General features: G+C 44.5%; 12 protein-coding genes and 3 pseudogenes. 9 read left to right on the forward strand and 6 right to left on the reverse strand.

From position 1 onward, the window contains the following. Positions 1–71: 71 nt before the first annotated feature. A complete protein-coding gene (locus QWZ05_RS06700; RefSeq protein WP_290297459.1) occupies positions 72–1,022 on the reverse strand; it encodes an AEC family transporter in 951 nt (316 codons plus the stop codon). Between the two features lie 182 nt (positions 1,023–1,204). Here QWZ05_RS06700 and QWZ05_RS06705 point away from each other — a divergent pair. From QWZ05_RS06705 to QWZ05_RS06715, 3 genes and pseudogenes are all read left to right on the forward strand, one after another. Continuing rightward, positions 1,205–2,066 (forward strand): annotated as a pseudogene (locus QWZ05_RS06705) (alpha/beta hydrolase). Positions 2,067–2,204: 138 nt separating this feature from the next. Next, positions 2,205–2,789, forward strand: a complete 585-nt coding sequence (locus tag QWZ05_RS06710; RefSeq protein WP_290297461.1) for an NAD(P)H-dependent oxidoreductase — start codon at positions 2,205–2,207, stop codon at positions 2,787–2,789. A 131-nt stretch (positions 2,790–2,920) separates the two neighbouring features. Beyond that, on the forward strand, positions 2,921–3,289 hold the full coding sequence (locus tag QWZ05_RS06715; protein ID WP_264876156.1) for a winged helix-turn-helix transcriptional regulator: 369 nt from the start codon (positions 2,921–2,923) through the stop codon (positions 3,287–3,289). An 86-nt stretch (positions 3,290–3,375) separates the two neighbouring features. Here the strand turns inward: QWZ05_RS06715 and QWZ05_RS06720 are convergent, their stop codons facing one another. Together QWZ05_RS06720 and QWZ05_RS06725 are read right to left on the reverse strand one after the other, a co-directional pair. Continuing rightward, on the reverse strand, positions 3,376–3,915 hold the full coding sequence (locus tag QWZ05_RS06720; RefSeq protein WP_264876157.1) for a redoxin domain-containing protein: 540 nt from the start codon (positions 3,913–3,915) through the stop codon (positions 3,376–3,378). Between the two features lie 202 nt (positions 3,916–4,117). Continuing rightward, a complete protein-coding gene (locus tag QWZ05_RS06725; RefSeq protein ID WP_264876158.1) occupies positions 4,118–4,792 on the reverse strand; it encodes a DUF2057 family protein in 675 nt (224 codons plus the stop codon). Positions 4,793–5,121: 329 nt separating this feature from the next. On the opposite strand from QWZ05_RS06725, the gene QWZ05_RS06730 reads away from it, so the two are divergent. Then, positions 5,122–7,668, forward strand: a complete 2,547-nt coding sequence (locus QWZ05_RS06730) for a glycosyl hydrolase family 18 protein (RefSeq protein ID WP_290297651.1) — start codon at positions 5,122–5,124, stop codon at positions 7,666–7,668. A 70-nt stretch (positions 7,669–7,738) separates the two neighbouring features. Here the strand turns inward: QWZ05_RS06730 and QWZ05_RS06735 are convergent, their stop codons facing one another. Next, complete coding sequence (locus QWZ05_RS06735) at positions 7,739–9,076, reverse strand: MATE family efflux transporter (protein ID WP_264876159.1); 1,338 nt, start codon at positions 9,074–9,076, stop codon at positions 7,739–7,741. 279 nt (positions 9,077–9,355) lie between these two features. Here QWZ05_RS06735 and QWZ05_RS06740 point away from each other — a divergent pair, with 279 nt between their 5' ends. From QWZ05_RS06740 to QWZ05_RS06755, 4 genes and pseudogenes are all read left to right on the forward strand, one after another. Beyond that, positions 9,356–9,826, forward strand: a complete 471-nt coding sequence (locus QWZ05_RS06740; protein WP_290297468.1) for a Dps family protein — start codon at positions 9,356–9,358, stop codon at positions 9,824–9,826. A gap of 159 nt (positions 9,827–9,985) precedes the next feature. Next, entirely contained in the window at positions 9,986–10,564 is a 579-nt protein-coding gene (locus tag QWZ05_RS06745; protein WP_290297470.1) for an outer membrane beta-barrel protein, read from the forward strand. A 107-nt stretch (positions 10,565–10,671) separates the two neighbouring features. Beyond that, a pseudogene (locus tag QWZ05_RS06750) lies at positions 10,672–10,824 on the forward strand (ParB family protein); the annotation flags it as partial. Beyond that, positions 10,817–11,797 carry a reverse transcriptase domain-containing protein gene (locus tag QWZ05_RS06755; protein WP_290297472.1) on the forward strand — a complete coding sequence of 327 codons (981 nt, stop codon included), beginning with the start codon at positions 10,817–10,819 and terminating at the stop codon, positions 11,795–11,797. The pseudogene QWZ05_RS06750 and the gene QWZ05_RS06755, both read left to right, overlap by 8 nt. A 172-nt stretch (positions 11,798–11,969) precedes the next feature. Here QWZ05_RS06755 and QWZ05_RS06760 read toward each other — a convergent pair whose 3' ends face one another. Then, positions 11,970–12,236 (reverse strand): hypothetical protein, encoded by a 267-nt coding sequence (locus QWZ05_RS06760; RefSeq protein ID WP_290297474.1) that lies wholly within the window; start codon positions 12,234–12,236, stop codon positions 11,970–11,972. Between the two features lie 882 nt (positions 12,237–13,118). On the opposite strand from QWZ05_RS06760, the gene QWZ05_RS06765 reads away from it, so the two are divergent. Then, positions 13,119–14,024, forward strand: coding sequence for a hypothetical protein (locus QWZ05_RS06765; RefSeq protein WP_290297476.1), 906 nt, complete (start codon positions 13,119–13,121; stop codon positions 14,022–14,024). A 112-nt stretch (positions 14,025–14,136) separates the two neighbouring features. Here QWZ05_RS06765 and QWZ05_RS06770 read toward each other — a convergent pair. After that, a pseudogene (locus QWZ05_RS06770) lies at positions 14,137–15,131 on the reverse strand (carbohydrate porin). Positions 15,132–15,137 lie beyond the last annotated feature (6 nt).

Below are 15,137 nucleotides of genomic sequence, written 5' to 3' on the forward strand. Positions count from 1 at the left end.
GATTAGGACAGGTTATGCCACAAATAAAAACACCGTGGAATAAGCCACGGTGTTTTTATTTACAATGTAAATCAGATCAGCTGAAGGTTGGTAAGAATAAAAATACCTAATGTACAGGTGATAATCGAAGCCACGGTAGTTAAAGCAATGATATTGGCTGCGAGTGTTGAATTGCCCCCCATCGAGCGTGCCATGACATAGCTTGCGGCTGCGGTTGGTGCTGCGCTCATCATAAAAAATAAGCCTAACTCGATGTCTCTATAGCCAAATAAGTAAGCGGCTGCCGTAACCATGATAGGGGCGATGACCAGCTTTATTGTAGTGGCAAAGACGGTGGGTTTTTGGTCATGCTTGAGCGCACTCAGGTTGAGCGATCCACCTGTACACAACAGAGCCAGTGGCAGTGTCATATTGGCAAAATAGCCACCGGTATCGAGCACCATTTTCGGCACAGGCAGCGCGATTAGCTTCGCAACGACACCACACATGATGCCGATTATCAGCGGGTTTTTGGTGATGTTCTTCGTCATATCCACCACGGTAGCCATCCCACCATTGCTACTGCCTTTCGGTGTTAAGATGAACACTGCTTGGATGTTATACAATATGGTGGTAGTGGCGACATAGAGTGCTGAAATCGCGATGCCCTCCTCACCATAGAGCTTCGCCATGTAGGCAAGTGCGATAATTGCCGTGTTAGCGCGAAATCCACCTTGTACAATCACACCATGGTCTTGGTGGTTAGGCAGGGCAATTCGGGTAATAAAAATCGTGGCCACAAACACCAGCGTGTTGATGAATAACCCAAACAAAATCAGCTTTCCACTACCTGCAAGATCAAAGTTGCCATTGACGATGCTCAGAAACAGCATGGTTGGCAGGGTGATCTGAAACACCAGCTTCGATGCACTTTCTATAAAGGCATCGTGAATCATCCCAATACGCTTTAGAAACACCCCAAGTACGAGCATTAAGCAGATAGGTCCAGTGACAGAAGCGGAAAAGAGCAGCTGTTCAAGCATAAATAAACGCATCCAAGTGATTAAAACTAAAGCTATTCTGACATAGGTTATTTATATTGAATATCTATTTGTCATACAATTTAAATTAACTTGATCCAAATTAGGTTAATTTGCTTTATCTGTCGTGATATGTCGTAATTCGCTGCATAACCGTTAGCGCTAAAGGTCAAAGGAACGCGTCGATGAGCGACAAAATCTATTTCAATACCGGTAAAAAGTTTAACTTACGCCGCAGCATGGTGAGTGTGACAACTCGACTACACCACACTCTTGCCCCAAATCACGCCAAAAAGACCGCGAGAAAGCTCTTGTTGACCCCAGTTCGCTCCGAGCCAAAGAATGCCGAACCAGCAGGTTTGATTAAGTCGACAGTGGCCTGTGGAGAGGGAGAACTGACCACCTATCAACTAGGCACAGGGCCATTGTGGGTGCTTTCACATGGCTGGTCTGGCAGTGCGAGTCAGTTTTTTTCCATTGATGGAGCATATCGCTGCGCAAGGCTTTACGGCATTAGCCTATGATCACCCTGCGCACGGTAAAAGTGAAGGGGCGTTTGGTCATATTCCAGCATTCGTTAAGGGGCTTGAGGCGATTCTAGATAGTGTCGATGAGGTTGTGGGTGTGATTGCTCATAGCATGGGAACCGCCTCCCTACTAGAGTGTCACCATCAAAAACTGCAATCTGTGCCGATGATTTTAATTGCGCCTGTCCTTAACTATGTTGAGAACTTGTTTGGAAGTGTCGCCCGTTCAGGGTATTCCATGCGGTTGTTTAATGCTGTGGTCTCTGATCTTGAAGAGCAATACCGCTATCCGATCCAGTCTATCGATCCGTATCAAAAGCTGGGTCTACGTGCACCACAAACGGTGATCGTTCACGATAGAAACGATAAGTTTGCAGCGTTTGATGTGTCTGAAAAAGCCGCAGCAGAGATGGAGCGGGTGAATTTGGTGACGACACAAGGGCAAGGTCATGGTCGAGTGATGAACTGTCAGCAGGTGTTGGATGCTTTTGATGAAATTTCAAAACTAAAGGTCATTTAAAATCAGAGGTATAGCCTAAAAATAGGTAGGTTACTAAAAGTATACTAATTGCAAAAGGTATTCAGGTTACCATAATGAACCACATGAGTTAGCCAGTTCTATTGACTAACAATCGAAAATTGCAAAGAGGTATTGACGATGAGTAACGTACTTATTATTAACGCGCATGAAGTGTCTCCCTTTTCACCTGGTCGACTTAATGCGACCTTAGTCGACAAGGCTCAAACCCTGTTGCAGGCAAAAGGACATGCTGTTCGCGTAGTGACGATGCAAGATGACATCGTTGTTGATGAACAGCTTGCCCATTTTGAATGGGCCGATCGTGTGATTATTCAATCACCGATTAACTGGATGAGTGTGCCATGGTCTTTTAAAAAATACATGGATGACGTTTTCACTGCCGGGATGGGGGGCGCTTTATGTGCCTTTGATGGCCGAAGCGAAGATGCGCCAAAGAAAAATTATGGCACGGGTGGCACACGCACCAACACCAAGTACATGCTTTCACTCACCTTTAATGCCCCTCAAGAATCATTTGATGATGACAGTGAGTATCTGTTTCAGGGTAAGGGTGTGGATGACTTGATGTTCCACATGCACGCCAACTTCCGTTTCTTTGGAATGTCTGCACTGCCAACGTTCGCCAGTTTTGATGTAATGAAAAACCCAAATCTTGAACAAGACTTTACACGCTTTGAAGCGCATATTAACAGTAACTTCTAGTCCGATTTAGGCATAAGGTAGGGTTGTGATTTATTTGACTAGGTATAAACTAGTAACCTAGTCAACTAATGGTTGAGGCGATAACACAATCTTTATTGTTTCAACCATTCAGCAAGTGAGTGGTGATCTCCGTGGAAAGTAAAGTTAGCATCGATACCAAAGGACGAAAAAGTGTTGTCAATGTCTGTGCTGAGCCTTGTGCAATCGAAAAAGGGATGCGTCTCATTGGTGGCAAATGGAAAGGCTCTTTGATTTACCACCTAAAAGATGGCCCTGTGCGGTTTAATGACCTAGCCCGAATGCTTGGTGGGGCGAGCAAGAAGATGATTGATCAACGTCTGAAGGAGCTGGAGAGCGAAGGCATGGTGGTTCGTAAGGTGCTCAGTGATAGACCTATAGCAGTGAGTTATGAGTTAACTGAGTTTGGATCGACGGCCTTACAAATCCTCGAAGATTTGAGGATTTGGTCAGAAAAATACGATATTCAGTTGACGAAATAACCGTCAACGAAATAACAATAAAGCGGCACGCACAGTGAGTGAGCGCCGCTTTAATTTTATGTGGCCGTTGCTTAAAACTAGCTGAATTAATAGTCGAGTGTGCCGCGGATAGGGTAGTGATTGTTTGGATCACGAATCCAAGCCAGCCCACGAGTCAGCGCTCCTAACTCTGGTCGCACAAATGGGTTGTTAGAAATATCAACCACATGAAGTTGACCTTTCTCATTTACCACGAACAAGCCTGGCTCTGCGAAGTTGTGATCTGTCTCTTGCTCCGAGCGAGGAAGAGAGATATATACCCCAAGGGTTTTCATTTGTTCTTCTGATAGCCCATATGCCAATGGGAAGGAGACGTCGAGTTTTTCTGAATGCTGTTCTAGTTGGCTCTTTGAATCCCCTGAGACCGCAAGGATATCGACCCCTGCATCCGCAAACGCCTGTTTGTAGGATTCAATTTCATTCAAATACTTGGTACACAACGGGCAGTGTTTACCACGATAGACAAACACTGCTTGCCACGTCGCATCTTTGCGAGGTTTACCCAGAGTGACACTGGAGCCATCGAGTAATGTCGCGGTTAACGAAGGAAACGAATCCCCAGCTTTGAGTTTATTTGAGTACGCCATGCTATATCCCCTTGTTCTGTTTTGCTTTCCGTTGTTAAAACAATATAGAGAGGGATTTGAAAAGGGACAAGTGGTTACTTTTTAGTAACCTAACAGCGGAAGTGGGTTGCTGTAGCGTAATTTTCGAGTAGAAAAAATGGGACTCACTGTGTGTGTCGTCCCACTGGAATTATAGACTTGTGTCTTGCTCTAGGTGTCGCAATTATTGTGCGTTGATGTACGCCTTGAAGCGAGCTTGTGCATCAGCGTCCGCTTTGCTGTACCAGAAGTAAAGCATCTCTTCTGCGGTGCTTACACCATTTTCAGGCAGTTGCGCAGGGACAGGCTCTGGTAGCTGTGCGGGTACGGTGCCTGTTTCTGGTAGTTGAGTTGGGATAGCTGCCGCAACACCCACTGCTGCAATACCACCAGCACGGTTGTAGTCTTCAATTTCACGGACGTAATCGCGGCCAATTTGCATGCCGTCTTTGATGAGCTGATCTTGTGTAACTTCAACCGCTTGACCAGAGTTATTCACAAGCTTCCAGTCAAAACTATCAATCTTCGACTTCGCATCACGCTCGTGACGGTAGGTAGGGAGTTCAAACTTCAGCTCTTGGTTTGCAGCATCAAACTTAGCGATCGTCGCTTTGCTGTCGATGATGATACGCTCATCGCCTTTGTCAAAATATGGAGAGTAGCGGAACACCACTTGGTTTTCACCGTCTGGCAAAGTCAGAGTTTTAGTTGATGAGAAAATGCTGCCAGAAAGGTCGGCTTTTTCTTGGTTGACTGCCAATACAGAGATGGTTTCTGGAACTTCGATGGTCACAGCCGCCATGCTGTGTGCGCTCACTGATAGTGCGATTAGGGCCGCTAGAGAGTGAATACGTTTCATTGCAATTGTCCTAATTGAATGGTTTGACGAGCCAGCAAGGTTGCTGATTTGCAGTTAGATTGCCTAGCTATGTGCGAGATTGCAATAGGTGGCTAGTCAGTAAGCGTCAGTTTTTCCACTAAACTGACGTAATTTTATTTTTTACTGACTCAAGGTTGGTTTTTGATTGAAACGTTGTAGCCGTAGCAAGCAGATTTCCTCGTGTTTCTCGCAAAGAGTTTTAATTTTTCGCGTTAAAAATAAAGCCTACGCAAATACTCTCATCCGATGCCCGTATGCACATAGCACGGGCAGAGAGATTTAAGATTCAAGGAATGAGAGACAATACAATGAATCGTTTTACCTTTAAGGTCGCTGCAATAGCGGCTGCTTTATCTGCGAGCAGTGTCAATGCCGCCCCGAGTGTACCGAGCATTGATGTGTATGGTTCGAATAACTTACAGTTCTCCAAAATCGAGTTAGCTATGGAGACGACTTCGGGCTATAACGATATGGTGAAATATCGTGATCACGCTGACATCACCGTCAAGTTCAATCAATGGAGTGGTGAGAGAGGCGACTCCTACAATATCTATTTTGACGGGCAGAAAGTGGCGAGCGGCCCGATTACCGGCAGCCAAACAACGGCCAGTTTTCAATACGCGCAAGGTGGTCGCTATCAAATGGAGATTGAAGCCTGTGATGCTTCAGGCTGCAGTCGCAGCAGCGCAGCGGAGATTGTTGTTGCTGATACGGATGGTTCGCACTTAGCGCCGCTTGAAATGAACATCGATCTCAACAATGGCACGTTTAATACCGATCCTAATACCGTTGTCGGGACCTATTTTGTGGAGTGGGGGATATATGGTCGAGATTACACTATAGATAATCTACCCGCTGATAATTTGACGCATATTCTCTATGGCTTCATTCCCATTTGTGGACCTAACGAGTCAGTAAAATCAGTAGGAGGCAATAGCTTTAACGCGTTGCAAACAGCCTGTAGTGGCGTGCCTGACTATGAAGTGGTGATTCATGATCCTTGGGCTGCATTTCAAAAGAGCTTTCCGCAAGCGGGGCATCAATACAGCACTCCAATTAAGGGGAACTATGCGATGATGATGGCGCTTAAACAGCGTAACCCAGATATAAAAATCATCCCTTCTATTGGTGGCTGGACACTTTCAGACCCCTTCTTTGATTTCACCATTAAGGCCAATCGCGATACGTTCGTGGCCTCTGTTAAGCAATTTTTAACCACATGGAAGTTTTACGATGGGGTTGATATTGATTGGGAGTTTCCTGGTGGGGATGGCGCAGCCCCAGACTTGGGCGATCCTATAAATGATGGCCCAGCCTATATTGCTCTTATGCGTGAACTGCGCGCCATGCTTGATGAGCTTGAAGCTGAAAATGGTCGCAGCTATGAGTTGACCTCTGCGATTGGTGTTGGTCATGACAAAATTGAAGATGTCGATTATGCCGAAGCGATTCAGTACATGGATTACATCTTTGCTATGACTTACGACTTTTATGGTGGCTGGAACAATGTCGTGGGCCATCAAACCGCGCTTTATTGTGGCTCATTTATGCGCCCTGGTCAGTGTGATGGAACAGGCGTTGATGAAAATGGAGAGGCTTATAAAGGCCCTGCTTATACCTCTGATAATGGCATTCAGCTGCTTCTAGCGCAAGGTGTACCCGCTGAAAAACTCGTTCTCGGTACTGCGATGTATGGCCGTGGCTGGACAGGGGTGATGCCCGACACGCTCTCTGATCCATCAGATCCAATGACTGGTGTTGGCGCTGGCAAACTTAAAGGCAGCACAGCGCAAGGCGTATGGGAAGATGGCGTCATTGATTATAAAGGCATTAAATCATTCATGCTGGGGGCTTCAAACACAGGTATTAATGGCTTTGAGTATGGCTATGATGAGCAAGCTGAGGCTCCTTGGGTATGGAACCGTTCAACAGGTGATTTGATCACGTTTGATGATGAGCGTTCGGTGAAAGCCAAAGGCGCGTACGTACGCAGCTTAGGTCTTGCCGGTTTATTCTCATGGGAAATCGATGCTGATAACGGTGACATTCTCAATGCGATGCATGAGGGGCTCGCAGGTGGTGCAACAACGCCAGTTAATCGAGCACCGACAGCCAATGCTGGTGGAGATATTGTTATTGAAGGCGCAGGGACAGTAACACTTGATGGCAGTGCGTCACGTGATAGTGATGGCGTAATTGCCAGTTATGCTTGGAGTCAAATCTCGGGCCCCGCAGTAACGCTTGTGGGAGCAGACAGCGCAGCAGCCTCTTTTGATGTGAGTGAAGTGGCTCAAACCACATCGTTGTCTTTCGAGTTGATGGTGACAGACAATGAAGGTGCGACGGCAGTAGATAGTGTAACAGTGACACTTAACCCGCTACCAACGGAGCCGAGTAATACCGCTCCGGTTGTTGTGATTAGCGCACCGACTAGCGCCAGTGCTGGCGAAACGGTGGTGCTAGATGCATCTTCATCAAGCGATGCGGATGGTGATGCTTTGAGCTTTGCATGGACATTGCCAAACGGCCTGAACGCGGTGGTCAATGGCGCTCAGCTTAGCTTTGTGGCAGGTGAATATACGCAAGACACCTCTTTTAACTTTACGCTTGAGGTGAGCGATGGTCAGGCCTTAAGCACAAGCTCGGTGAGCGTGACTGTCATGGCGACATCGACCGGAGGAGGCGCTTGTGAAAACGCGTGGGATGCAGCAACGGTCTACACAGGCGGCGATCAAGTGACATGGGCTGATAGCCTCTACGAGGCCAAGTGGTGGACTCGAGGTGAAGACCCAACTCAATCAGGCCAGTGGGGTGTTTGGAAGCGAGTGGGTGAAGCCGCTTGCTCGACTAACTAACTCGATTTGTCGAAAGGCTTAAAGAAAGGGCAAGTGAATCATCACTTGCCCTTGATTGTATCGTTAAGGTCTAGATTTTCGCATTCACCCAGCAGCGTGAACGCCAGCGATAGGCCATGATGATACCGCGTACCCATTCATCAAGCGCGGTGGCCATCCAAGCACCAATGACACCAAATCCCCAGTGGATGCCAAGAATATAACTCATCGTTACACTCAAACCCCACATGCTTAATACGCCCATCTGCACGGGAAATTTTACATCCCCAGCGCCTTTTAGCGCCGAGATATAAATCAAGTTAAACACACGGCCACCTTCCAGAAGGATTGAACCTAGCAGCAATGAAGATGCCAGCAGCAAAATTTCTTGCTGATCAGTAAACACTGGCAGAATTAGGTCACGATTAAAGTAGAAAATCATTGTCATCGAGACGGATACAGCAAAACCGATAAAGAAGTAGGTATGTACTTTCTTGTAGATCGAGTCTACCCAACCGCGTCCAATGTAGTAGCCCGCCTGAATTTGCGATGCTTGACCAACAGCCAATGCAAAAGCAAACGAAAAACGAGCGATGTTTTGCGCATAGGTGAACGCCGCTAGAGATGACGTGCCCATCTGCACAACAAAATATACGATACAGATTTGCGCCATGTTGTATGACAGCACTTCGCCGCCGTTCATACCGCCAATCTTCAAGATACTCTTGTAGATTGGTTTAGGCACCTCTTTACCCTTGCTCAGTGGCAGTTCAATCGAACTGCGCATCACAATCACAACGAGCAGAAGTGTGCCGATCATTTGGCTGACAACAGTGGCAACTGCGACACCTTGAACACCATAAATAGGCAAGCCAAAAGGCTGATAGAGTGCAACGTAGTTACCTGCGACGTTGAGCACACCACTGATTAGGTTCACGACCATTGGCGAACGTGAATAGCCGTGGCTGCGCAAAATCGTGGTCAATACAACCCCGATGGTGACATTAAAGGTCAGCGCGCCACTGATAAGTAGATACTCTTCCGCATACTGCTCAACTTGGGCTTCAAGTCCATACAGTGGCAAGAAATAGAGCGCGACTACGATGGCCAATACGCTGAGCAGCGCACCCACCACAAATGACAACCAAACACTCGCGACACCCACATGGGTTGAATCGGCCGTGCGTCCCTCACCGTTGTAGCGTGCGATTAAGATCCCGGTACCGCTGCTGACAAATGTAGAGACAATGATTAAGAAAAACGTAATCTGAGTGATCACCCCAACCGCCGAAACGGCTTTGTCGGAATACCCACTCAGCATGAATACATCGCTGGTCCCTAGCGCAGTACGTAATAGAATTTCGATAAGAATCGGCCATGCTAAAGCCACAATGGACATTCTTTTATCGAGGTTTTGAGCTTTTGACATCAATTTCTACTCGAAGCACTAATAATTACAAAAACGCGGCAATATACTCGATCTTATTAGGGGATTCTATGACTAATTTCTGTTCAATTGAAAATAATGAGTATCAGCTAGGTGCAACGTTTACACATACCGCACAAACAGACGCCTTAGGAAAGTAATATTTGATAGTTTTTGGCTATGGAATGTATAGGATTTGCCCATTTTCTTTTCGTTAATCGGCGGCATAAACTAAACGCAATTAAACAGTTTTGCCTGACAATATTATACGAGGGGCTTGATATGACGACGAATTTTATCGGACTAGACAATCAAAAATCACAACAGCTTGCACATGAGCTCAATACCCTACTTGCGCATTACCAAGTGCTGTATATGAACGCTCGCGGCTACCATTGGAACATCAAAGGCGAGGCGTTTTTTGAGCTTCACGTGAAGTTTGAAGAGATCTACACCGATCTACAAACCAAAATCGATGAGCTCGCAGAGCGCATCCTAACGCTAGGCCACACTCCTGATCACGCCTTCAGTCGCTACCTAGAAGTAAGCGCGATTACAGAGCACCAGAATGCGACACAAGGTAAAGAGTGCGTAGCAGGATTGGTTGATGGGTTTGGCCAACTGCTGGTTATTCAGCGTAATATCCTAGACCAAGCAGGTGATGCTTCAGATGAAGGTACCGCAGCCTTGATGGGTGACTACATCCGCGAGCAAGAGAAGCTGATGTGGATGTTGAATGCTTATTTGCAGTAGTAATGAGCTTTAGCTTTTAAGGTTTGGGGTCGGGTCGATTTGAGGAAATTGGCTCGGCCCTTTTTCTTCATATGGAATACTTAATATTCCAAATTTACTATCGAAGATGGTTATGCTCGTTTCGCCTATTGGTCACAGTTAGACGGAACCCCATTAACCATGCGTAAATCGTTAGCCCTTGCTCTATTTCTTATTCCAACCCTAGCCAATGCATCTATTCGGTTTGAATATGGGCTAAGTAGCTTCAACGGAACAGACGGCGCCTCGTCGATCGCCCAGCAAGATACGGAATACTCTGATGGCTACTCGGTGGGTATCGGCTATGAACTTAATCGAGTGATGGGCTTTTACCTTTCTAAAACAGGTGGCAACAAGTTTTCCTTTCGAGAGGGAGGAGGGGCTAATTATTTTGAGCACCGTAACGATGTATCAACCACCTTTATCGGCACTGACATTGGTTACACCTTTGGTCAGAAGGTGACTTTTAAGCCTTATGCAGCTCTTGGCTATAACTGGATGAAAGAGAGCCTCCATACCACCGAAGTAGAACTAGACGAAGTTATCAGTGCTAGTTCAGTGACAACAAAAGAAAGCAGTTTTTTCTATGGCGTGGGTGCGCGTGTTGCCTACAAGTTCGTTAGCATTGATGCTTCTCTTTTACAGCCAGCAAAGAGCACCTCGATATGGGGTAGTGATGATAAAACCATATCAAAGTTGGCGTTTGGGGTTCGGTTTTAGGTGACTTGCAGTAGAGGTTGAAGGTGAAGCCGCAAGGATTCAGAGCTAACTTTGTAAGTTGGGGTCAGAGTCAATTTGAGGGAATTGGCTCTGACCCCATTTCTTCTACTTCGTTAGCGGAGTTTGATAGTAAAGGTATGTTTGCTCGCTAGCGAGTGAAAGGTCATAATTTCTCTTATGAATTTGGTCGTCTGTCTAAAGAAGTACAGATGGAGTTAGATGCTGCAATAACTAAAGTATTAATAGCACGTAATGATTAAACAAAATCTTTGGACACAAAACTCATACGGTGAATGGGAAGCTACAATTCCAGAGTCGGTTATTGATAAATACATAGGTCAATCTGACTCACTGAAGTGGGGATTTTTCAGTTTTGATCACAAAAAATGGAATACTTGTAGTCTCATAGAGTCTGAAGTTCGCACAGGGAAAAAAAAGCGTACAATTTATAAACGTGGTTTCTCCTCTCTTGACTTCCATAAGTTAATCCTACCATTTTTGTATAGGAAGTATTTTGACTTAATTACCCCTCCATCCGTGCCTATCAGTGATACCTTGGCTGATAAGCAAGTGTGGGAGAGCATCCATCAATACGCTAAATTTGCTCATGGCTTTGTTCCTAGAAAAAGCTGCATAACTCAAGCGAATGCGCATGTTGGGTACAGATATACTATATCGCTAGATATGAAGGATTTTTTTGAAAGTGTTTCTGTTGAACTAGTCAAAGGATTGATTCCTGAAGACTTAATTCCATTTTTGTTCATTAATGGTGTTGCGAGGCAAGGTCTGCCATCAAGTCCGATGATTACCAATATTGCATTTCATAAAATAGATATTGAAATTAACGATTACTTACAGGGATTACTATCCAAAAATAAAAAACCATTGGAACTTAAATTTGATAAGGACCCTTTTTTAATCAAAGACCCTAAAGATTTTAGCTACTCACGCTATGCAGATGATCTAACTATCAGCTTAAATTCTATTGAAGATATAGATGTTATCATTAGCAATGTTTGTTTAATTTTAGAACAGCATCTACTGAAGATAAACATAAAGAAAACTAAGGTTCAAAGCTATCGAAATGGGAGAAGAATTATATGTGGCGTTGGTGTTGATGATGTTGGGGTCTACCCCACAAGGAAAACGTTGAAAAAATTGCGAGCAGCTAAGCATCAAAAAAATGCCCCATCTCTAATTGGTCTATATTCATGGATAAGCTCAATTGAGTAACCGAGACGCTAAACGTCTCGGTTAGCTAGGCTACGTGTAGCAATTCGGACGCTTGCGTCCCAAATTTGAGCGTTTTTGATAGTCCAACCAGTGGACGAAACATCACACCTAAAAGACTATCGAGCTAGCCCTAGCAAAAAAATTATAACGTTATGTTGAGCAATGTCTAGGTTTATAAAGCTGCATAGACACTATTTTCATTAAAAGTGTCTAGGTTTACAAAAGGCGATTCTTTGCTGAACTTAAAATCCACAGCAATCAGCATGGCGTTATCAAAAGAGTTCCAATCATCAATAGGATAACTAACCTCTACTTTAAACTCTTTAGTAATCAACAAACAAACAACTACTTCCTGGCTTCGATCTTGGTCATACCTTATATCAATAATCAACCGACTAACTCGGTTATCATCAACGCGATCTAGAAAAACAGCCTTCATAGAGTACGGTGGGTAATCAATTACATGATGCTTCAAACACCATTTAAAACCCAATCTTCGAGTGGTATCTTTAAGCTCACTATATTTTTTTGAGTTCGAGTCAGGTATCTAGGCGCAGCTCGGACGAAGTGTTTTTTCTGGCCTTTATTGAAACTCGAAAGATGCTCTATGACTTCGACAGAGTCAGATCCCGCACCAAATACATCTTCAAAATCAGACATAAAAACACCTCATATTCGTTTCACTATAATTCAGTTTCAAACCTATTTTCCTACTACGATTGATTGGTGCTTTTAGCTTCAATATTCGCTATCCAATCATTAGAAGCTCTAATCACATCCTTAAAATCAGGCTGCATGAGTCATAAATTTTCACCATGTTAAGTAAAATCTTATTCAAAGTTAAAGGGCTTTAATGCTCATAGCACTGTGCTCACTGTCCTAATTCAACCCAGTATATCCCTATTTTCTGATGCCTTACCACATATTATAAACGGTGATAAGGTTCAATTAGGAATTTACGATACTCCAGCGAGGTGCTCATCATTAGGTCGCTTCTATTGATATGAGCATTGAGGAGTCGGTTGAACCGATCAAGTAACATTTGAAAGCCACTATTATTGATACACGGTTTCAGGGTTCAGCTCGATGGTAAAAACATGAATCAAAGAGAGGTGCAGCTTCTCTCGCACCTAATCTAACCGTTAGAATAGAATGACTTAACTTTGTAGGCAAAGCAGACTCCTCCGTTAATATTAAGTTTAGTTAACTTGGTGAACGATTACTGTTTCTGTCAAGCAATGTCATTTTGGAATAGTTGATATTCCTAATTGAATAACAACATTGGATAAACTCGACTCACTACTCACAACTTCTTAAGAACATGCATAACTTACTTACATGGTTTCCAAAATTATTTCTCTTACTTATCATTTTTTCATCGAGCACCAATGCAAGTCTACTCGACACACCATCAACACATTGGACTCAACTTGGTGATAGTGGCACATGGGTTATTCGAGCAAAAAATGATTCTGTGGGTGTTGAATTTGAAAGCTATCATATTCTAGCCGTTAGTCGAGTTGGCGAGCATATCGCATTAGGAGAGTTATTCTATCCATCATTTTCTGAGTGTTACCCAGCTAGACCAGGAGTTCTTGCCAGTGGAAATCGTAGTATGAATGATGCAGAAGTGCAGGTAGAAACACACTGCGTAGCAGATGCACTCGCAGCCACTGACTTAATATCACCGAAAGAAGCCGAGGAAGCCATAAAGCCACTACTGAATGGCCGTGAAGTCGTATTCAATTCTTGGGTTTATAGTTCAAATGGTTTTGATAATGTAGCAAAGCATCTTTTCTCTTCCCCAACAGAGCTTACACATTGGCATGAGTATCAAAACATGTCATACGCGTATACTGACCAAAATGGTTTTCGACTACTCGCTGGGATTGGGTTTAACGATAACAATGATAAGGACATTTTGTTTACCGCTGTAGGAGATGACACTGTTTGTTCAACAGAACACTCTGGTAGCATCATGGTCTTTCTTTTCAACTCACAACCTATTCAAGTTAAATATGAATGCAGTAACAATGAAGGAGTACGGTACTTGAATTTTTCACCTCATACATACGATGGATTTGACTTCGTTATTAAAGCCTTAACAAAGGCATCGGGATCTGTAAGAGTAGAAAGTGATTCAAGATTACCAAATTCACATTGGAAATCAGAGATTAGTGCCATTGGCTTTACTAAGCATTGGAACAGCACAAGAAAAGCACTCTAGTTATTACCTTAAGCTGTCAAATCAACCTAAATCGATTCGTCTTCCACGCCAACGGATCAATAAAGATTGGGGTCAGAGTCAATTTGAGGGAATTGGCTTTGACCCCATTTCTTTAAATAAACACCCGAGCCCTAACCCCAAACACCCAAGCACTGCTCTCTCCTGAAAATGCGGGATCTTTGATGTATTGAATATCAGGGGTGATCTGTAAGTGATCGCCGAACTGCATGTTGTAGTAGAGCTCTGTTGTCCACTGCTCGTCACCGCCGAAGGCTTCATTGTTTGTCTCGGCGTAGTTGATAGCAAAACCTAGGTTGTTGGTAGGTTTCCCTAAGCCGAAATAACCAAAGCCGACACTAATGGAGGTGTCGTAGAGTGCAACATCTCCCTCTGAAAAACCACCGCGAATAAATGGCATTAACTGCTCAGTGGCGAAATAGCTGGCAGAGAAGTTGATGCCTTTACCGCCTTCTCCTGCAGCGTTGCTGTGACGCGTATTTTCACCGAAATCCCATAGGGTAATATGGATGTTGTCGGTGTAGATTTGCTCTTGTGAGGCCGTCCAGCCGATCTCTAGTGTGGTGAAGAATTCACTTTCATCAAATAGGGTATTGAAGCCGTCAAAAATGTCATCAGATTGCCCATTTTCATCGGCGAACCCCGCAACGACATAGTAGTTGTCAGTTAACATATGACCGGCTGAAAGTGCCAGTATGCCATCATCTGGCAAACCCATAGCCCCAGAACCAGTTGAGAAGGCTAGGTTGCTAAAACCTGACCACGGACTGGCTAGAGCATACGTATCGATATAATCTGTGACATCTTGCCAACCCGCGATAAGAGAGGTTTTACCGTTATTGAATTTAAGCTTCCAGTGTAGGTTGGTGACCCTAAAACCTTGGTCGCTATAGGCAGAGCCTATCATGCCCACATAGCCAATCTGATGCTATTTTCGGCTAGCGACTCACGCCAGCTTTTTTGTGGCGAATTTTGTTGGGCAATCGTGTTATCTACAGAGTCTGGGCTTTCAAAGTTCGCCGCCAAGATCGGGCCAGCCGCTGACGCCGCGAAGATCATAATGTGTAAATTTGATGGTTTGAGGTTCATTGTCTG

The organism is Vibrio agarivorans (assembly GCF_030409635.1).
Classification (GTDB): Bacteria; Pseudomonadota; Gammaproteobacteria; order Enterobacterales; family Vibrionaceae; genus Vibrio; species Vibrio agarivorans.

Coding starts and splice junctions, on each gene's coding strand:
- QWZ05_RS06700 (WP_290297459.1), bottom strand. CDS start 1,022: ATGCTTGAACAGCTGCTCTTTTCCGCTTCTGTCACTGGACCTATCTGC.
- QWZ05_RS06710 (WP_290297461.1), top strand. CDS start 2,205: ATGAGTAACGTACTTATTATTAACGCGCATGAAGTGTCTCCCTTTTCA.
- QWZ05_RS06720 (WP_264876157.1), bottom strand. CDS start 3,915: ATGGCGTACTCAAATAAACTCAAAGCTGGGGATTCGTTTCCTTCGTTA.
- QWZ05_RS06725 (WP_264876158.1), bottom strand. CDS start 4,792: ATGAAACGTATTCACTCTCTAGCGGCCCTAATCGCACTATCAGTGAGC.
- QWZ05_RS06730 (WP_290297651.1), top strand. CDS start 5,122: ATGAATCGTTTTACCTTTAAGGTCGCTGCAATAGCGGCTGCTTTATCT.
- QWZ05_RS06735 (WP_264876159.1), bottom strand. CDS start 9,076: ATGTCAAAAGCTCAAAACCTCGATAAAAGAATGTCCATTGTGGCTTTA.
- QWZ05_RS06740 (WP_290297468.1), top strand. CDS start 9,356: ATGACGACGAATTTTATCGGACTAGACAATCAAAAATCACAACAGCTT.
- QWZ05_RS06745 (WP_290297470.1), top strand. CDS start 9,986: ATGCGTAAATCGTTAGCCCTTGCTCTATTTCTTATTCCAACCCTAGCC.
- QWZ05_RS06755 (WP_290297472.1), top strand. CDS start 10,817: ATGATTAAACAAAATCTTTGGACACAAAACTCATACGGTGAATGGGAA.
- QWZ05_RS06760 (WP_290297474.1), bottom strand. CDS start 12,236: ATGAAGGCTGTTTTTCTAGATCGCGTTGATGATAACCGAGTTAGTCGG.
- QWZ05_RS06765 (WP_290297476.1), top strand. CDS start 13,119: ATGCATAACTTACTTACATGGTTTCCAAAATTATTTCTCTTACTTATC.